Raw genomic sequence first — 18797 nt, forward strand, 5'->3', positions numbered from 1 at the left:
CGGTTGTCATTCGCCGCGCATGGTCGCCTGGAACGTCGGCAGGTGCTTCTTCTGCGCCTCGAGCATTTTCTCGCGATAGACGCCATAGATGACGTCGGTGTCGTGCAGTGTGACGCCGGCAATTGTCGGCGAGGCAAAAACCGGCAGTTCGATGCCGCGTTTCGAAAGCGCCTCGGCGGTGCGGGCGATCAGCTCATGCGCCAGGATCATGGCAAGCACGGTCGACGAACCGGAGACCGGCCGGCTCCAGCCCTCGACCGGCACGATGGCATCCTCGATCGGCGAGCAGGTGTCGATGACAAGGTCGGCGGCATCGGCAAGCCGTTTGCCGGAAGAGTGCGTCGCCGGCTTGTCGAGATTGTTCTTGCTAGTTATCGCAACGACGAAGATGCCGCGTTTTTTCGCATAAAGCGCGGTGTCGATGCCGGACGAATTGCGGCCGCTGTGGCCAAAGATGATGATCGAATCGCCTTTGTTCAGCGGCTGGTGGTCGAGGAATTTCTCGGCGTATTTCTCGGTCCGCTCCAGCCACAGAAGTTCGCGCACGCCGCCGGCGCCGAGCACGTTATGCCACATGACACGCGGGTCGGTCAGCGGATTGAAGCCGACATAGCTGCCGTAGCGCGGAAACACTTCCTGGACCGGCAACACCGAGTGGCCCGAGCCGTAAAGATGAACCAACCCGCCGCTCTCGAGCGTGTCGGCAAAGCGGCTGGCCGCTTCGCCAAAGGCCTCGGCATTGGCTTTCGAGGCCTGTTCGATGAGGGCGGCAAGGCGGGGTATGTAAAGATCGGACACGTCGGTACTCCTGTTATGGGTCGGCTTGGGTATGGCTCAGCTTCTTGCGGTTGGCGCGGCGCGACCGGCACGCAGCGTCGAGCGGATTTCGTAGCGGTCGCCACGCATCACCGAGACGGTGAATTCGAACGGGCCGCGCTCGTCGGTGGTGATGCGCTCGACCACGAAAGCGGGGCTCCCCGCAGGCAGATCGAGCAACTCGGCATCCGCCGCCCCGACGGCGCCGACACGGTAGTTTTCGCGCGCCGCGACCGGCACGATGCCGTAATGGCGTTCCAGCGCTTCGTAGAGCGAGCCTTGCAGCAGGCCGGCATCGAGAAAGCCCGGCACGCGCGCGGCCGAGAGTTGCGCAGTCTGAATACCGATCGGTTCGTTGTTGCCGAGCCTGAGCCGCCGGATGCGCACCACCGGGTCGCCCTCCTCGATCTCCAGCGCTCCGGCCGCGGCGGCATTGGCGGTGGTCAGGCTGCAGTCGAGCAAGCGCGAGCCGGCGACCACGCCCATATTGCCCATTTCCTGCGTGAAGCTGGTGAGTTCGCGGGTGCCGGCGACCAGCGTGGTGGAGCGCACGAAGGTGCCACGGCCATGTTCGCGCCTGAGCAGCCCGTGCTCCTCAAGATTGCGCAAGGCGTGTCGCAGCGTGATGCGGCTCACCCCGAACAAGGCGCACAGTCTGTCTTCGGCCGGAATCTGGTCGCCGGTCGCCCACTCGCCACTCTTGACGATGGCGCGGATGGCCTCTTCCACCTGATACCAGAGCGGCTCGGGCCTTCTGCGGTCGGGCAGATGGAAGCTCGCTTGACTCATCTTATCTGCCTCCACTGTGCTCCGGCGAGACCAGCCAGCGAGGCGCCGACGAGACCGGCGCGGGAGCCGAATTCGCCGGACCGCAGAACGGCGTCGCGCAGATGCGGCGGCAACTGACGCCGCAATGCCGCAAGCAGCGGCGGCCCTACCACGTCCAGCGAATCGGCAAGCCCGCCGGAAATCAGGATCGCCTGCGGATCGAGCAGCGCGACCGCACCCGCAAGGACAGTGCCCAGCCGGCGCGCCGGCAGCTCCAAGGCGTCAAGTGCGGCCGTGTTGCCAGCCCGCGCGGCCTCGATCAGCCTGCCGCCATTGGCCAGCCCGATCTGGCGCGCCGCGGCGTCGAACGCCCGCCCGGAAGCGAAGCGCTCCAGCCAGCCGCTGCGGTCCTCGCCTTCATCCTCGATGTCGGCGCAGGCCCAGCCGAATGAGCAGGCGCCGCCACGTGCGCCTGCAACGATGCGGTTGTTGGCCAGAACGGCGGAGCCGATACCGGTGCCGATCGCCAGCAGGATGGCATCGGACAGGCCTTTTGCGGCACCTTCGACCGCTTCGGCCAGCATGGCGACCTGCGCGTCATTGCCAATGGCAACAGGCAGACGAGGAAACAAGGTCGCGATGTCGATGCCGTCGAGATAGGGCAGGTTCGGAATCCAGCGGCAGACCGAGCCCTCGACAAGTCCGGGCACCGCAAGCCCGAGGGCGTCGACCGGACCGGCCTCGGCGCGCAAGGCACCGATACGGGCGACGAAGGCATCCAGGCTTGTCGGCGCAGGCTCGCGGCTCAGCATCTCCAGCCAGCGAACATCGCCGCTATGGATTGCGGCGCGCAAATTGGTGCCGCCAAGATCGATAGCCAGAATGCGTGTCATCGAGAGCCGCTCCGATTGGCCGGCGCGAACAGGCCACTGCCGGCTTGCCAGGACTGCGAGGCCGCCGCAAAACCCTGCGCGTAGCGCGTGCCGCGCAGGCAGCCGCGAAGCCGATAAAGCGCACTGTAATAATCGACGTAGGGGAAACTGCTCAGGCCGCGTGCCAGTTCGTATTCCCGCACCGCCTCGCTCCAGGCCTCGAAGCCGTCGCTGACGTCGACGAGGTGTTCGGGGCGAAAGCCTTCGTCGTCCTCCCAGTTTTCGCCGAACAGCAGCAGTTGCGGTGTGTGTGCAGCATGGTCGCGCTTCAGCGTCGGCAATGCCGCAAAAAAAATACCGGTCTGTGTCAGTCGGGCCGCGGCGCGATGGTCCTTGTGCCAGCTGCCATGCCAGTGAGTGATGACGATTTGCGGCTTCAACTCGCGCACAACATCGCAAACCTTGAGCGCCGTCTCGTCGTCGCAGGGCAGGAAGGCGTCGTGCAGCCCGAGACTGCGCATGGCAACGCCGAGCCTGGCTGCGGCCTTTGCGGCCTCCTGCTCCTTCTGGACCCAATAGTGCTCGGGGATGAGGCTTGGATGGCCCTGCTCGCCCATGCTGAGATGCAGGAAGGTGACTTCGGCACCGCCTTGCACCGCCGCCGCCGCCAGTGGACCGGCAATCACCTCGGCATCGAAGGCATGCGCCCCGACGACCAGAATCGAGCGTGCGGCATAGACCTTGTCCTCGATCATTTCGCGCCTCCCCCGGAGCCGACGCCCTCGCGAATCTGGCGGGCAAGCAGACAGTACATGATCAGGATGGGCGCCATGGAGATGGCAAGCGAGGCGAACACGAGGCCCCAATCCGTGCGGAACTGGCCGACAAACACGCTGATCGCCAGCGGCACGGTCTTGTAGCGGTCGTCGAAGATGAAGATCAGCGGGAAGAAGAAGTCGTTCCACACGGCGATAGCGGTGAAGATGGCGACGATCGATACGGCTGGCTTCACCATTGGCAGCACGATCTGGAACAGAATGCGCGCCTCGCCGGCCCCATCCATGCGCGCAGCCTCGTCGAGCTCGGACGGCAGTACCCGCATGAAATTTGCGAAGATAAAGACGGCGAAGGGAATGCGGATGGCCGAATAGACGAGGATCAGGCCGATCAGCGAATCGAGCAAGCCAAGGTTGCGCATCAGCGTGAACAGCTCCACCGAGGCAAGCCGGATCGGCAGCATGATGCCGGACAGGAACAGGCCCAGCATGATACCGTTCCAGCCCAGCCGATAGCGGCTCAGCGGATAGGCGGCCATTGCCGACACGATAATCGTCAGGATCACCGCACCGCCGGTGACGATCAGGCTGTTGATGAAATTCTGGCCGAGATCGGCGCGCGTCCAGGCCGCAACGAAATTGTCGAAGGCAAAGCTTTGCGGCAGGCCGAGCCTGTTGTCGTAGATCTCCGCCGTGGTCTTGAAACAGGAGACGACGAGAATATAGAGCGGCAGCAGCACCGCTGCGGTCCACAGGACCAGCGCCGTCCAGCCGGGCAGCCGAACAAGCTGTCGAGGGATGGCGAGCATATTCACAGTTGCACCGTGCGGCGGTCGAAGAAGCGCAGCATCACAAGCGTGCCGATGCTGAGGATGAGAAACAGCAGCGTTCCCAGCGCAAGCGCCAGGCCTATATCGGTGATACCGACCGCGCCTTCGGCGCCGAAAGCGAGCCGGTAGAAATAGGTCACCAGCGTGTCTGTGGAATAGCTCGGATTGCCCTGCACGCCTTGCATGACATAGACGATGTCGAACTGGTTGAAGGTGTTGATGAACGACAGCGTCGTCAACGTGCCGACGGCCGGCATCAGCAAAGGCAGGGCAACCGAGACCAGCATGCGGCCGCTGCCGGCGCCATCCAGCCTGGCAGCCTCGAATATCTGGGACGAAATCTGCCTTAGGCCGGCGGTGTAGATCAGCACCGGCAGGCCCATCCAGTTCCAGGCGTCGACGGCGATCAGCATCACGAGTGCCGTGTGGCTGTTGCCGAGAACCGTCAGGCTGCCTTGATGCAGGCCAAGGCCGTTGAGCATCCATTCGATGGTGCCGCCGGGCGCCAGCAGCAGCCGCCACAGGGCGCCGACGATGACCGGGCTCAGCACTGCCGGGAAGAAGAAGACCGACTGGAAGAAGGCCGCCCCTTTGGCGCGCAGGAACAGCAGCCAGGCCAACAGCAGACCAAGGCCGTTCTGGAACAGCATGATGCCGAAGAACCAGGCGACGTTGTGCCAGAGCGCTCCGTAGAGCCGCCCACCGCTCGGGAAAACGAACAGGCGGGTAAAATTCGACAGGCCGGCGAACTCCAGCATGCGCAGGCCCCTCCAGACGAAGAAGCTGCCCCACAGCGACATCAGCAGCGGATAAAGGACAAACAGCGCATAAACGGCCAGTGCCGGCACGATGAACAGCACGGCCATGCGCTGCTGGGGGCGCTGAAGGCTGCTTTTGCGGCGACGGGCGATCATGTGCTGTTTCGCGCAGGGTGTGACGGCCTACTGCTTCGGCTTGAACCAGCTGCTGACGGCGGCCTGCATGTCCGCCGCCAGCTTCTGCGGCGTGATGTTGCCTTCGACCATGTCGATGATCTCGGACTGCAGGATCGAGGAGGCCGTAGGCGTCTGCCAGCGGAAGCCGACAAGCGTCAGATAGGGTGTGGAATTCTTCGACATCTCCATCATCGTGGCGAGTACCGGGTCTTTCACGGTGACGTCGGTACGGGCCGGCGGCCAGCCCAACTCGTCGGCGAAGAGCTGCGCGAACTCGGCCGAAGCCATGAAGTTGAGCACCTTGATCGCTGCCTCCTTGTTGGTGCTTTCAGAGACCAGACCATAGGAGCCGTCCGAAAAAGCCGAGGTGTAGAGCTTGGTGGCAGGATCGTCGGCGGGGAACGGGAAGATCGAGAATTTCAGCTTCGGGTTCTGCGCCTTGAAGCTGCCGTTCTCGAACGAGCCGCCGAAGAACATGGCCGCCTTGCCGCCGATGAATTGCTGTGTCGAGGTGGTGTAATCGACCCCGGCAAAGCCGTCGGAGAAATACGGCTTCAACTCGGCATAGCGTTTCAGGGCAGCCACGTAGCGCGGATCCTCGAAGGTCGCCTTGCCGCTCATCATTTCGTCGTAGAAGCCCGGGCCATAGATGGTCGGGCCGACAACACCGACGCCGATCTCCAGCGCCCAGGCGGAGCCGTTGGCACCGCCGGCGGCTATTGGCGTTATCCCCGCCGCTTTCAGCTTCTCGCAGGCGGCGACGAAATCTTTGTAGGTCTTGGGAATGTCGATGCCCTGGGCGGCGAAGATATCTTGATTGTAGAAGACGCCCATCATCGGCACCGAATAGGGCACGCCATAGGTCTTGCCGTCGGCACGGCCACGAGCGCCGCCCAGCGCGCTATCGGGCATGTTCTTCAGCTCCGGCACGCTGTCGTCGAGCGCGTCGAGATACCCACCCTCGATGAACGGTTGCAGTTCGCCGTAAGCCTTGAGCTGAGCGATATCAGGCCCGCGGCCGCCACGCAGCGCCGTGCTCAGCCGGTTCTGGTAGTCGGCGTCGGGGGTGAACTGGATGTTGACCTTAATGCCGGGAGTCTTGGCCTCGAAGGCGTCGAAGATGCGGCGCATCGCAGCCTCGTCCTCGGTGCGCCAGCTCCACAGGGTCACGGTGTCGTCGGCCTTGGCCGGCAGTGCGGTGAGGACCCCGGTGCAGACTGCGGCAAAGCCGCCGATCAGGCCGAGTGTGGCGCGTCGATGAATTGAAAGCATGCTCAGTCTCCCATTCTTGTCGATATTGTCATCCCCACGGCGGTTCAAAAGCCGCAAGGCAGTCATAGCTTTTCTCATGTCATTATAATGACATGACTTCGTTCGCAAGAGCCTTGCGATATGTTCGGACATGGCCGGCAGGGAGAAACGGCTCGAACCATTCCAGATAATTGCCTGTTTTCAAAGTATTATCCCGCACCTTTGTGGGCCGCAGCAAGAAAACGCCGCAGTACCGGCAGGAGCTCTCCGACGAAGATAGCGCTTGCATCGTTGCTTCAACTTGTCATAACGTCATTGACGTCGCTGTGCGGCTATGCGGAGGGTCCGGATGTCTTTGGCTTGGATTTCGAAACTGGCACTGGCTGCAGGGCTGCTGACGTCGCCCACCATTGGTTGCGCCCAATCGGTCAACATCTCCTATCTGACCCACTGGTCGCCCGAAACGGTCGCTTTGCTGGACGCCGCGGCCAAGGACTACGCCAAGATCAATCCGGATGTGACCGTCACCGTGCGCGCCGTCCCCTTCGGCGACCTCCTAACGACACTGCGTTCCCAGGGCGGCAGTTCCGATGGGCCGACGATCGGCGGCATCTACGATTTGTGGCTGCCCGAACTGGCGCGAGACAAACTGGTCGCGCCGGCCCCCGACACGGTTGCCGGCGAGGTCAGGAGTGCGTGGCCGGCCGGTGTCGTCAGCGCAGCCTCCGTTGGTGGCACGCTCTACGGCATTCCAAACGAGATCGACGTCTATGCGCTGAACTACAACAAGGAGCTGTTCAAGCAGGCAGGCATTACGGCCGCGCCGAAAACCTGGTCCGAATTGAAGGATGCGGCCCAGAAGCTGACCAGGAAAGATGCCGGCCAGCAAGGTTTCGGCATGATCAATTCCTGGGCGGCGGGCGTCGTCCATCCCTTCGCCTCGCTGCTGGCCTCCAATGGCGGCGAGCTGGTCAAGGACGGCAAACCGGTGCTCGACAGTCCTCAAGCCGGCGAGACTTTCCAGCTCTACGAGGACCTGATCAAGTCCGGTGCCAGCGATCCGGCGATGGCCACGGCCGACGCCAACACAACCGGTCCCTTCCTCGACAATTTCGTTTCCGGCAAGACCGGCATGATCATCATGGCCAACTGGTGGGAAAGCGCATTGAAGAGCGGCATGGGCGACAAGTTCTCCAACATCGCCACCGCACCCATCCCGGTCGGTCCGAGCGGCGACAAGCCGCACTCGATCTCCTATTCGTGGATGACCGTCGTCAACGCCAATGCCGGTGAGGCCGAGCAAAAAGCGGCATGGGATTTCCTGGCATGGCTGAACAGTCCGAAGTCCGGCAAGAACGGCGCCTCGGCAATGTCGGATATTCTGATGTCGATGGGCATCCTGCCGACGCGGACCTCCGACATCGAAGCCCATAAGGACAAGCTCGGTTCCGAGTTCCTGTCCGGCTATGTCAGCGTGCTTGCCGACGCCAAGCCCTTCCCTGTCGTCCCGGGCGGCCAGGAGTTCAGCGAATCGCTCCAGCAGACGCTCGAGGCGTTGCAGTATGGGCAGCTCTCGGCCAAGGATGCGCAGGCGAACGCGCAGGCCGATGCCGTCTCGATCCTGGAGCGTGCCGCCAAATAGCGAAGGCGCTGTTTCGAGAGCCCGGCGCTTTGGAAGCAGAGCGATGATCAAGACCTATCGTGCCTCGGCGGGCATCATGCTGGCGCCTGCCGTGACATTGATCGGTGTTTTCATCCTGCTGCCGATGCTGCTCACCATCTGGCTCTCATTCCAGGACTGGTCGACGCAGACGCCTTTTTCCAATGCGGGCTTCATCGGCTTCGACAATTTTCGCGAAATATTCGGACCGACCTCGGTCGGGCGGGATTTCAAGCGAGCACTGCTCAACACCGCGATCTACACGGCATTGTCGGTGATGCTCATCCTGCCCCTTTCGGTCGCGTTCGGCTTGATGGTCTACCAGCGCGATGTCGCAGGCGGCACGGCGCTGCGGACCGTGTTGTTTTCCACCTACATGGTGCCGATGATCGCCGTGACGCTGGTCTGGTCGAAGCTTTATTCGCCGAGCGAAGGGCCGCTCAACCAGATGCTCGGCCTCGCCGGCATCGGCCCGCAACCCTGGCTGTCCTCGCCAAGATCGGCGTTGATCTCGATCGTCGTCCTCAATGTCTGGCAGCAGATCGGCTATTTTACCGTGCTGGCCGTTGCCGGGCTGACCCAGATCCCGGGCAGTCTTTACGAGGCGGCGACTCTGGACGGCGCCACCCGACGCGAACAGTTCCGCTTTATCACGTTGCCGCTGCTGCGGCGCACGCTTCTGTTCAGCGCCGTCATCGCCATCATAAACGCCGTGCAGGTGTTCGAGCCGGTGGCGCTGATCACCCAAGGCGGGCCGGTCGGCTCGACCAATGTGCTGACCTATCACATCCGCCGTGTCGGCATCGAGCGCGCGCAAGGCGGATTGGGCTCGGCCATGGCAGTGATGCTGATGTTGGCGCTGATCGTCGTTGTGTGCGCGCTGTTTGCATTTGCCAACCGGAAGGATGACGAATGAGCGCGCCGGGCCGATCAGCATCGAGCCGGTTGGCGCGCAAACGCCTGGCGGGCCGCAGAGCACTGCTCGCCACGCTGATGCTGCTGGTTGCCGTGGCCTCCGCCTTTCCGCTGTTGTGGATGGTGCTCTCCAGCCTGAAGACGCCGGCCGAAACCATGCAGGTGCCGCCGGTGTGGATACCGCGCACGCCGAGCCTCGAAGCGTATGAGAAAGTGTCCGGCGTCATCAATGTCGGCCGCTCGATGTGGAATTCGCTCGTGATCGCCACGATCACCACCGCCGGCATTCTGGTCACCAGCATGATGGCTGGCTACGCCTTCGCCAAGCATCACTTTCCCGGCCGCTCACTGCTGTTTTCGGTGCTGATCGCCACAATGTTCCTGCCGCCGATCGTGACTTTGGTCCCGCTGTACCGTCTCGTCGGATCGGTCGGTCTGAATGCCAGCCTTGCCGGCATCATCGTGCCCAACCTCGCCAATGCCTTCGGCATTTTCCTGATGCGCCAGTTCATCGCCGGCGTGCCGGACGATTTGATCGACGCGGCACGGATGGATGGGGCGTCGGAACTTGTGATCCTGTTCAAGATCGTCGCGCCGAGCGTGGCGCCGGCAATCGCGGCACTGGCGCTGTTTGCCTTCGTCTACCACTGGAACAGCTATCTCTGGCCGCTGACGGTTCTACAGGGCAATGCACACGATTATCCTATCGTTATCAGTCTGAGCCGCCTGCTCAGCTACAACAGAGGCGCCCTCAATACAGGACTGGTGATGGCTGGCGCCACACTGGCTGTGCTGCCGCCGTTGGTGCTCTTCGTCTTCCTGCAGCGCTTCTTCGTGGATTCAATCGTCGGCTCGGCGGTCAAGGGGTAGCGTCGGCGGCACGGCCGGCGTCCGCCTGGCCGTCATCGGGACGCGCTCTGCAAGCTCCAGGCAATCAGCGAACTTGGACGCCAAATGCCCACAGCTTAGCTGCACCTGTGATACCGGTTGTTGTGCTACATATTTAACCATGCTCATCACCCCAGGAGCGGGAGATCATGGCACTTACCCATGAGACTATTGAACTGTCGGGATTTGGCGTCCTCACCGGAAGGCCGAAGGAGGTTGGTGACCGACTTGATCGCCTAACTGCCGAGCTGGTCATAGCACTGACGGTCGAGCATGGGAGTGAACCTGCTGTGCGCGGCCTCGCGGACACGCTCGTCAGCATTGCGCCTCTGGTGCGTACGATCCTGATGAGTCGCCAGCGCGAAGCCATAAGCACGATAATCGACGCCCTGGTCCCTGACGTACTCCCTCCGCAACACGTGCTCATACAAGCGCGGATGGCGGCCGAGGCGAGAAGAGAAGTATTGGAAAGCGGCGGTTGGCTGACCGCTCCTCAAGTCGCGACAATGGCAGGGTTCAGCACGAGCAACCCACGTGCGCAGCCAAACAAGTGGAAAAAACAAGGCCGCATCTTCGCAGTTCGGCATCGGGGTGTAGACTATTTTCCCGGCTACGCTCTGGATATTGCAGCTGGATATCGGCCCACTAAACCGCTCGCTAAGGTTCTGAGTGTGTTTCGCGGGAAAAAGGATGCCTGGGGGCTCGCCTATTGGTTTGCATCGATCAATAGCTTCCTTGGCGGCAAACGTCCGCAAGATGTGCTCGCCTCGGACCCCGAACGCGTTCTTTCAGCTGCCGTGGATGAGTTAGCACGCGCACCACATGGCTAACCGACGCGGCTTGGCGCACGAAGCTATCCATGAGCCGCATCCGATGGTGAGTCGCCAATGGCGCTTAGTATCGGACGCATCCAAGCCGCGCCTGTATGGCGGTTGAGACGAGTCTCTTTTTGTTACTCAGGGACAGTTGGCGCGACGCGATCTGAACGACATCGGCGGCCCGTGATGGCCCGAGATGCCGCAACGCCTGAACGACTGTTCCCGCAGCACTCCCCGGTGCTATCGGGTGTTTGGGCGACGCATGGCGCAGGTCGATAACACGCTTTCCGAGCACCACGCGACGGGATGGACCATCCGTGAGATATGAGGTTCGGGCGGGAACTTGGCTGGTCAGACCAAGCGCATTGGCCGCATGCGTCCCGGCGACCTGCACATGAGAGCCCGTCTCCCTGGCCAGCGCCTGGGCAACATAATCGGGCGACGGGGAAAGCGCCCCAAGTTTTGGATGCAGTTTCGGGAAATCGTAAAGTCCGCGGGCGAGACGCCGCAACCTATCTCTTTTGACGAGGCGCGAGAGCGCCTGATCGATCGCTGACCGTCCCGCCAGATCAAGAAAATCGCTGGGCGTGAAAACGCTCCCGCGCCCACTACCGCGGGCGCGCCTCAAAATCCGATCAGGAACTGAGGAAACGACCATCTTCATGCGTCAGAAAATAACGCATCTTTTACTGACATTCATCGAAAAAATAGGCATCGCTGTCTGGTTGCTAGGTTTCTCAACAGAGTGCGAGAGCCCAACCAAGCGCCGCGGACTCAGTTGGCGGGCCGCAGCGACAGAGGACTCGGAGACGGCTTGTCCGTGAGAACCTGTTGTTGAAACGAATTCGGGCGCGAGGGTCATGCCGGCCACCGGTCACGCCCGTCGGATGGCAGCCTGCTACAGACTGAGTACTGCGGAAAGCTGCCGAGACGATGACCGCCACAAAGTGACGGCTCGATGCCGAGCTTCACGCAGCAAATCTTGGCTCCGGAACTCCCGTTACGCCGAGGCCGGTGATGGCAAAAAGGCTGCCGCGTAAAACTCCGTCGCCCGGAAAGCGCGGCAGCGGCGGCTTGGCCATCGACGTGACGTACAGGGTATCGAGCTTCGGCCCGCCGAACATGACGCTGGTGATCTTCTTGACGGGCATGTCGATGATGCGGTCGACGCTGCCGTCGGGCGCGTAACGCACCAGCCTGCCGTCATAGACCAGCGCGTTCCAGAGGAAGCCCTCGGCATCGACAGTTGAGCCGTCGGCCGCCCCTCCCCGGCTGGTATCGACGCGGGTGAAAGTGCGCCGGTTGGTGGCGGCACCGGTTTCGATATCATAGTCGTAGGCCCAGATCTCGCCGGTCCAGGTGTCGGCGAAATAGAAGGTGCGGTCGTCTGGACTCCAGCACGGGCCGTTCGAGCAGATAATGCCGGAATCTATCCTGGTCACGGAGAAATCGGGATCGAGCCGGTAGAGCCCTCCGGAGGGTCCCTCTTCCATCGTGTCCATTGAGCCCGCGAAGAAGCGGCCGCGCCGATCGACCTTGCCGTCATTGAGCCGGTTCATCGGCCGGTCCGGCTCCGGATCGTGGATCGGCGTCACCTCGCCGGTGGCGAAATCAAGCAGATGGAAGCCGCGCTGCAGCGACACCACCGCGCCACCGCCGTCCTTGCGCAACGCCATCGAGCCGATCTTCATCGGCACGTCCCAGCAACGGATCTCGCGGCCGTCGGCGGTCGCCCGAAACACGCGCCCATCGAAACTGTCGATCCAGTAGAGGCGCTCCTGTTCAACGTCCCACAGCGGTCCCTCGCCCAGCGTGGTTTTCACGTCCACCACGACCTCGATCTTCATGCCGTCCTCCTCTGTTCGAACCTTGCAGAAACCGGTCAGAACGCGACCTGGTCGCCGCCCTTCAATGACAGGATTTCGCGAGCCTCGTCGGGCGTCGCCACTTCCATGCCGAGGCCTTCGATAATCTTACGGGCAAGCACCACCTGCTCGGCGTTCGATTTGGCAAGCTTGCCCTTGCCGGCCCACAGACTGTCTTCGAGCCCAACGCGAATATTGCCGCCAAGCGCTGCCGATTGCGCGGCAATGCGCAGCTGGCTGGCGCCGGCACCCAGCACCGACCAGCGGTATTGATCGCCGAACAGGCGATCGGCGGTGCGCTTCATATGGGCGACGTCTTCCGGGTGCGTACCGATGCCGCCGAGCAGGCCGAACACGGACTGTACGAAGAACGGCGGTTTCACCAGCCCGCGATCGGCGAAATGCGAGAGGTTATAGAGATGGGCAATGTCGTAGCACTCGAACTCGAAGCGCGTGCCGTTGTCGTAACAGGTCTCCAGTATGTACTCGATGTCCTTGAACGAGTTGCGGAAGACCAGGTCACGCGTCGCTTCCAGGTGCGGCCTTTCCCAGTCGAACTTGAACGTTTCGTATTTGTCTACGAGGTGATAGAGCCCGAAATTGATCGACCCCATGTTGAGCGAGGCGACTTCCGGCTTGAACTGGGCGGCGGGGCGCACACGCTCCTCCACCTTCATGTAAGGACTGCCGCCGGTGGTGATGTTGATGGCGGCATTGGTGCCTTGCTTGACGCGCGGCAGGAAACGCGCGAATGCCTCCGGCGTCTGGTCGGGCTTGCCGGTCTCAGGGTCGCGGGCATGCAGATGCAGGATTGCCGCACCAGCCTCGGCCGCCGCAATCGCCTCCGAGGCGATCTGGTCTGGCGTGACCGGCAGATAAGGCGACATGGTCGGCGTATGGATTGCCCCCGTCACCGCACAGGTGATGATGACCTTGCCCTTGGCCTGCGGGGCGCCGGGCTTGCGGCTTGTTTCCATCATCGTCCAAACTCCTGATCCGATTTTTTCTTGTGCGCCGCCAGCGCCATCAGCCGACGGTCGCGCCAGACCTGCCGTTCGCCGAGTTCTTCCCGCGGCAGGCGCGTGCGGCGCTGGGCCTCGATCGTCTCCATGACCTCGCCGGCCCAGTCGACCCGACGCAGCATCTGCGGGAAGATGTTGGAATAGATCGTCTGGTAGCGCTCTACATAGTCGCGCACACCACCAGGCGCGTTGAGGTCGATCGTTTCGAAGGGACCCATGAACGACCAGCGCAGCGCCAGCCCCTCGCGCAGGCCCGTGTCGACGTCCTCGACACTGGCGTAGCCGTCGGCGACGAGCCGGAACGCCTCCTCCAACAGCGCGCCCTGCAAGCGATTCATGATGAAGCCGTCGAGTTCGCGCTTCATCACCAGCGGCGCGTGGCCCGCTTCGACAAGAAAGGCGCGGGTCCTTTCCACCGTTTCGGCGGAGGTCCATGGCGCCGGCACGACTTCCGCTGCCGGGATGAGATAGGGCGGATTGATTGGATGTACGACGAGGCAGCGATGCCGCGCCTGCAGATGATCGGTGAATTTCGACGGCAACAGCGCCGAGGTGGAACTGGCGATCACCGCCTGCGGACCGGCAAGGGCGTCGATCCGGGAGAATACGTCACGCTTCACCTCCAGGTTTTCCGGTGTGTTCTCCTGGACGTGGACGGCATCGGCCAAGGCTTCTCCAAGCTCCGCCACAATGGTGATGCGGCCAAGCACGGCATCCACCGCCTGTCCCCGCAGCAAATCGTTTGCGGCGAGGTCGCCGAGCACGCCGGCGATATAGTCGCGCGCGCCGCTGGTCGCGGCCGCCGCCTGGTCCCACATGCGCACATCATGGCCCGCACGAGCGAAGCTGATCGCCCACGCTCGCCCGATGAAGCCGCTTCCGACAATTGCTACCTTCGCCATGATCGCCCCCTCACAGTGTCTCGACATTGCCGTCGACGCCAAGCGACTGGCCGGAAATGTTGACGCCCGCATCGGAAAGCAGGAAGGCCACCATTGCGGCGACATCGTATGGGCTGGTCATGCGGCGCAGCGAGATGTTCTGCAGATAGCGTTGTGTCATCTCCTCGTTTGACACGCCGAGCTGCTTTGCCCGGTCGGCAATGACCTTGTCGATGCGCGGCCCTTCGATGATACCGGGCAAGATGGCATTGACCCTGATCGCATGCGGTCCGAGTTCCTTGGCGAGGCTCTGGGTCAGGCCGACAACGCCGAACTTGGCAGCCGAATAGGGGGTGCGGAATGCGTAGCCATGGCGGCCGGCGGCCGAAGACATTGAGACGATCGAGCCGCCGCCCGCCGCCTTGATCAGCGGCACGGCACGCCGCGCGCACAGGAACTGGCCGGTCAGGCAGATATCTATGCAACGCCGCCAATCTGCCGGATCGATCTCGTCGACGCCGCCGGTCGGCCCGGCAATGCCGGCATTGTTGATCAGGGCGTCGAGCCCGCCGAGCTTCTCCTCGACCGTCTCGAACAGCCGGTCGACATCGTCGTCGCGCGAAACGTCGGCCTTGACTGCGGCGGCGAGCGTAATTCTCTCTGGAGCAGCGGCCAGCGCCTCGTCGGAAATGTCGCAGATCACGACACGCGCGCCGAGCCGCGACAGTGTCTCGGCAATGGCAAAGCCGATGCCGCCAGCGCCCGCCGTGACCAGCACACGCTGGCCTTTGAGCCCGGTCAGGAATTCGTCCGCCGATGCGGGTGCGCTTGAGCTCATTGTTCCATTCCTTTCACTGAATTCGCCTTTCGCGCAGCGCCATGACGGCACCGAGCACCACCAGCCCAAACAGGATTGCCCGCGTCGCGTAAGGCAGCGTCGTGCCAGCGAGCAGCATCTGCAACGCGGTCAGGAGCAGCACCCCACCCAGCATGCCGAGATAGTGGCCGCGCCCGCCGGTGATTAGCGCACCGCCGACCACGACGACGGCGATGGAGGGCAGCAGATAATCGTCGCCCATGCCCAGGCTGGCCTGGCCGGAAAAGCCGGTCAGCATGATGCCGACGATCGCCGCGCAGACCGCCGACAGCACATAGACGAGGATGAGCGTGCGACCCACCGCGATGCCGGAGAGCTGGGCTGCGCGCAGGCTGTTGCCGATGCCGTAGATGCGGCGGCCGAAAGCGGTGCGGCCAAGCAGCAGCACGGCAAAGACGGCGAAGGCGATTATGAACAGCACCACCGGCGTGATGGCGAATACCTTGCCGGTCATGAACCAGCGCAGCATCGGCGATGAGAAGCCGGCCGGCGTGCCTTGGGAGTAGAGCAAAGCGAAACCTTGCAGAATGCCGTTGGTGGCCAGCGTCATAACGATCGGCGAGATGCCGAGAAAGACGATGCCGATGCCGTTGGCGAGACCGATCAGGCAAGCGATGAGCAGCACCGCCGGCAGCGCATAGGCAAGTGCAGCATCCGACCCGTTGACCATGCCGGCAAGCAGGATGCCCGAGAGGCCGATCGTCCACGGCAGCGACAGGTCGAGCCCACCGGTGAGGATTACGCTGCCCTGCCCAAGCGCCAGGATGGCAAGGAAGCTCGACAGCACGAACAGCGAGTTCCAGTAGGTGACGTTGACGATGGCGCGTCCAAGCCAGATCTGGGTGACGATCACGACGACGGCCAGGCAGACATAGGCCGGCAGCGCATAGCGCAGCGTCTCGGCGTTACGGACATGGAAGGCCGGCTGCGGCGCCTGCTGGTCGCCAGCGCTGCCCCGCTTGATTCTCAGCCGCCGGTCGGTGCGATCGATCTGCGAGGGCAGCATTCCGGCGCGCCACGCGGCCAGCCGAGCCCGTAGCGCACGCAGTTGGCGGGCAAGCACGGAGCCATGCGACAGCGAGCCGGCAAGCACGGCAAGGATCAGGATCATGCCCTCGGCGATCGTCGAATAATAGGCCGAGACGTTGAGCACGAGCAGGATGTTGACGACCATCATCAGGATGTAGGCGCCGAAGACGGTGCCGACTGGCCCGCCTTGACCGCCGCCCAGCCTTGTGCCGCCGACGACGACTGCCGCGAACATCGACAGCAACAACGGGTTGCCGACCAGCGGATCGCCGCTGCCGGTCTGGGCGCTGATGAAAACGCCGGCAAGCCCATAGCAGCCGCCGGCAATGACATAGACCAGGAAGCGTACGAGAACGACGCGCACACCGACCGCGGCGGCGGCATCCGGGTCGCTGCCGACCGCATAAAGCGCCGTCCCGAAGCGTGTTCCTTTGAGCCAGAACCAGCCGAGCAGGACGACGCCGATGACCACCAGCGGCATCGGTATCCAGCCGGCAATGGCATCACCGAGATAGAAGGCGCCAAGATCGGGCGAGACGAAACCGCCCGGCTTGTCCATGACCAGCAGCGTTACCCCCTGCAGGATGAACATGGTCGACAGCGTGACGACGATTGGCTGCATGCGCAGGACGGCGATGAAGAAGCCGTTGAAGGCGCCGACCAGCATGCCGACACCAATTCCGGCCAAGGTCCACAGCGCGACACTCGTGCCGGTTGCCATCGGATCCATGCCTTTTGCCAGAACGACATTGACCAGCGAGATCACCGCGCCCGCGGACAGGTCGAAACCGCCGGACAGGATGACCAGGGTCTGGCCGATCGCCGCCAGTGCCGAGGTGGCGCCGCCGCTCGACAGGAACGAAATATCGAAATAAGTGAGCCGCCCGGCACTTACCAGATCAACGATTAGCAGGAGCACGGCAAAGACGATCGCCGCGATGATCGCGCCGCGATGCCGCGCGAGGAGCCGCGACACTGTTGCGGCCGGTGCCGCGGGCGAACTCGTCACGCTCATTCCGCCGCCTCCCGGACCAACTCGCCATGGCCAAGCGCCGGCCGCATGATCGCGCCTTCCGTGATGTCGTTGCCGGCAAGCTCCGCCACCAGGTGACCGTCGTAGAGGACGAGCACCCGGTCGCATTGATGGACCAGCTCGGGAATTTCGGTTGAATGCAGAAGGATCGAGCCGCCGGCCGCCACATAGTCGCGCATCATCACATAGAGCTCGTGCTTGGTGCCGACGTCGATGCCGCGGGTCGGATCGAAAAGCAGCAGGATCCGGCTTTCGGCGACCAGCCATTTGGCAATGGCTATCTTCTGCTGGTTGCCGCCAGAGAACGCCCCTGCCCTCGTCCATAATGCACTGCGGTCGACCTCCACGGTTGAGAAGGCGGACTGCACGGCCTTTGCCTCCTCGTCGTTTCTGATCAGGCCAAATCGGGTAAAGCGTTCGACCACAGGCAGCGATGCATTCTGCCGGCCCGAGAGCTTCAGGAACAGGCCTTCGGTCTTGCGGTCCTCCGGCACCAGCCCGATCGCCATGTTGGGCTTGAGCGCATCGGAGGGCGAGCCGAGCCAGACCTTGCGGCCGTCGACCAGGACATGGCCGCGCTCGATCTCGGCCATGCCGAAGCAGGCGAGGAACAAGTCGAGCTGCCCCATGCCCTGAAGCCCGGCAATGCCGAGAATCTCGCCCTTGCGCAGGTCGAAATCGACGCCGTCGAGCTTCCTCCCCGTCTTGAGATCGCGCACACCGAGCACCGGCGGACCGAAGGCGGCCTCACTTTGAGGTTTCGGCGGGAAGGTCTGGGCGATGCTGCGGCCGATGATCTTTTCGATCACCTCACCATCCGAAACATCGGCAACCGGCGCGGTCACGATGTGGTGGCCGTTCCTGAGAATGGTCAGCGTGTCGCAGAAAGCCCGCACCTCGCGCATGCGATGGGTGATGAACACGACCGTGGTACCGGCCGCTTTCAATTGCGCGATGATGGCGCCCAGCCACTCGACATCGCCACCTGACAGTGTCGAAGTCGGCTCGTCGAGCAGAAGGATGCGCGGCTTGCGATAGAGCGCGCGCGCGATTTCGATCTTCTGGCGGATGGCGAGATCGAGCGTCGCTACCTCGGCATCGAGATCGACCGTAAACCCCAGATCGGAGATGTGCTTGCGGACTGCCTTGCGCGCGCTCAACCGCCTGATCAGGCCGATCGAGCCAACGGGCGCGTAAGGCAGCAACATGTTATCGAGAACGCTGAGATCGCGTACCAGGGTCATTTCCTGGAAGGCTGTCTGCACGCCTTTGGCATGCGCGGCGCGCGGCGAACCGAGTGGCGCCGGTTCGCCTGACACGGTGATTTGCCCATCGTCGGGCCGTACCAGCCCCGACAGCAGCTTAACGAGCGTGGACTTGCCCGCACCGTTCTCGCCAAGCAAGGCATGCACGCTGCCGGAAGCGATCTCGAAGGAAACGCCATCGAGGGCAACTGTTGCGCCAAACGCCTTGCGGACGCCCTCTATGCCGACAGCTGTCGAATGCGCTGACATCATGATCTCAGTCCCAGCCCGCATGAAAGCTGCGTGGAGCGCCTCGA

At 63.0% G+C, this 18797-nt stretch carries 17 protein-coding genes and 1 pseudogene; 4 read left to right on the plus strand and 14 right to left on the minus strand.

Annotation, left to right across the window (positions count from 1 at the left end):
• Positions 1 to 6: 6 nt before the first annotated feature.
• The 7 genes from NKJ93_RS31120 to NKJ93_RS31150 are packed head-to-tail and all read right to left on the minus strand — an operon-like array spanning position 7 to position 6269.
• Positions 7 to 798 (minus strand): sugar isomerase domain-containing protein, encoded by a 792-nt coding sequence (locus NKJ93_RS31120; protein WP_023722251.1) that lies wholly within the window; start codon positions 796 to 798, stop codon positions 7 to 9.
• A gap of 36 nt (positions 799 to 834) precedes the next feature.
• Positions 835 to 1605: a GntR family transcriptional regulator gene (locus NKJ93_RS31125; RefSeq protein ID WP_031195039.1), complete on the minus strand. Its 771-nt coding sequence runs from the start codon at positions 1603 to 1605 to the stop codon at positions 835 to 837.
• Positions 1602 to 2477, minus strand: coding sequence for an ROK family protein (locus NKJ93_RS31130; RefSeq protein WP_352593105.1), 876 nt, complete (start codon positions 2475 to 2477; stop codon positions 1602 to 1604). The genes NKJ93_RS31125 and NKJ93_RS31130 overlap by 4 nt, the downstream gene beginning before the upstream one ends.
• Positions 2474 to 3211: a PIG-L deacetylase family protein gene (locus NKJ93_RS31135; RefSeq protein ID WP_352593108.1), complete on the minus strand. Its 738-nt coding sequence runs from the start codon at positions 3209 to 3211 to the stop codon at positions 2474 to 2476. The genes NKJ93_RS31130 and NKJ93_RS31135 overlap by 4 nt, the downstream gene beginning before the upstream one ends.
• Positions 3208 to 4041: a carbohydrate ABC transporter permease gene (locus tag NKJ93_RS31140; protein ID WP_352593153.1), complete on the minus strand. Its 834-nt coding sequence runs from the start codon at positions 4039 to 4041 to the stop codon at positions 3208 to 3210. The genes NKJ93_RS31135 and NKJ93_RS31140 overlap by 4 nt, the downstream gene beginning before the upstream one ends.
• Positions 4042 to 4043: 2 nt before the next feature.
• Positions 4044 to 4976: a carbohydrate ABC transporter permease gene (locus tag NKJ93_RS31145; RefSeq protein ID WP_352593111.1), complete on the minus strand. Its 933-nt coding sequence runs from the start codon at positions 4974 to 4976 to the stop codon at positions 4044 to 4046.
• 27 nt (positions 4977 to 5003) lie between these two features.
• Positions 5004 to 6269 carry an extracellular solute-binding protein gene (locus NKJ93_RS31150; protein WP_352593114.1) on the minus strand — a complete coding sequence of 422 codons (1266 nt, stop codon included), beginning with the start codon at positions 6267 to 6269 and terminating at the stop codon, positions 5004 to 5006.
• 328 nt (positions 6270 to 6597) lie between these two features.
• Here NKJ93_RS31150 and NKJ93_RS31155 point away from each other — a divergent pair, with 328 nt between their 5' ends.
• From NKJ93_RS31155 to NKJ93_RS31170, 4 genes are all read left to right on the plus strand, one after another.
• The gene (locus NKJ93_RS31155) at positions 6598 to 7890 is read left to right on the plus strand and encodes an ABC transporter substrate-binding protein (protein WP_352593117.1); all 1293 of its coding nucleotides are present in this window, start codon (positions 6598 to 6600) and stop codon (positions 7888 to 7890) included.
• Positions 7891 to 7933: 43 nt separating this feature from the next.
• Positions 7934 to 8824 carry a carbohydrate ABC transporter permease gene (locus NKJ93_RS31160; RefSeq protein WP_352593120.1) on the plus strand — a complete coding sequence of 297 codons (891 nt, stop codon included), beginning with the start codon at positions 7934 to 7936 and terminating at the stop codon, positions 8822 to 8824.
• Positions 8821 to 9693 (plus strand): carbohydrate ABC transporter permease, encoded by an 873-nt coding sequence (locus NKJ93_RS31165; RefSeq protein ID WP_352593123.1) that lies wholly within the window; start codon positions 8821 to 8823, stop codon positions 9691 to 9693. The genes NKJ93_RS31160 and NKJ93_RS31165 overlap by 4 nt, the downstream gene beginning before the upstream one ends.
• A gap of 167 nt (positions 9694 to 9860) precedes the next feature.
• Positions 9861 to 10541, plus strand: a complete 681-nt coding sequence (locus tag NKJ93_RS31170) for a hypothetical protein (RefSeq protein ID WP_352593126.1) — start codon at positions 9861 to 9863, stop codon at positions 10539 to 10541.
• 23 nt (positions 10542 to 10564) lie between these two features.
• Here the strand turns inward: NKJ93_RS31170 and NKJ93_RS31175 are convergent.
• From NKJ93_RS31175 to NKJ93_RS31205, 7 genes and pseudogenes are all read right to left on the minus strand, one after another.
• Positions 10565 to 11193, minus strand: a pseudogene (locus NKJ93_RS31175) (DUF6088 family protein).
• A 304-nt stretch (positions 11194 to 11497) separates the two neighbouring features.
• Complete coding sequence (locus NKJ93_RS31180; RefSeq protein ID WP_352593129.1) at positions 11498 to 12376, minus strand: SMP-30/gluconolactonase/LRE family protein; 879 nt, start codon at positions 12374 to 12376, stop codon at positions 11498 to 11500.
• A 35-nt stretch (positions 12377 to 12411) separates the two neighbouring features.
• Entirely contained in the window at positions 12412 to 13374 is a 963-nt protein-coding gene (gene kce, locus NKJ93_RS31185) for a 3,5-dioxohexanoate:acetyl-CoA acetone transferase (RefSeq protein ID WP_352593132.1), read from the minus strand.
• The gene (locus tag NKJ93_RS31190; RefSeq protein ID WP_352484661.1) at positions 13371 to 14318 is read right to left on the minus strand and encodes a 3-hydroxyacyl-CoA dehydrogenase; all 948 of its coding nucleotides are present in this window, start codon (positions 14316 to 14318) and stop codon (positions 13371 to 13373) included. Before NKJ93_RS31190 ends, kce begins: the two co-directional genes overlap by 4 nt.
• 10 nt (positions 14319 to 14328) lie before the next feature.
• Positions 14329 to 15135, minus strand: a complete 807-nt coding sequence (locus NKJ93_RS31195) for an SDR family oxidoreductase (protein ID WP_352593135.1) — start codon at positions 15133 to 15135, stop codon at positions 14329 to 14331.
• A 13-nt stretch (positions 15136 to 15148) separates the two neighbouring features.
• Positions 15149 to 17218 carry an ABC transporter permease gene (locus tag NKJ93_RS31200; protein WP_352593138.1) on the minus strand — a complete coding sequence of 690 codons (2070 nt, stop codon included), beginning with the start codon at positions 17216 to 17218 and terminating at the stop codon, positions 15149 to 15151.
• Positions 17215 to 18753 (minus strand): sugar ABC transporter ATP-binding protein, encoded by a 1539-nt coding sequence (locus NKJ93_RS31205; protein ID WP_502895957.1) that lies wholly within the window; start codon positions 18751 to 18753, stop codon positions 17215 to 17217. Before NKJ93_RS31205 ends, NKJ93_RS31200 begins: the two co-directional genes overlap by 4 nt.
• Positions 18754 to 18797 lie beyond the last annotated feature (44 nt).

The organism is Mesorhizobium sp. M0028 (assembly GCF_040323855.1).
In the GTDB taxonomy this organism is placed as follows: Bacteria; Pseudomonadota; Alphaproteobacteria; order Rhizobiales; family Rhizobiaceae; genus Mesorhizobium.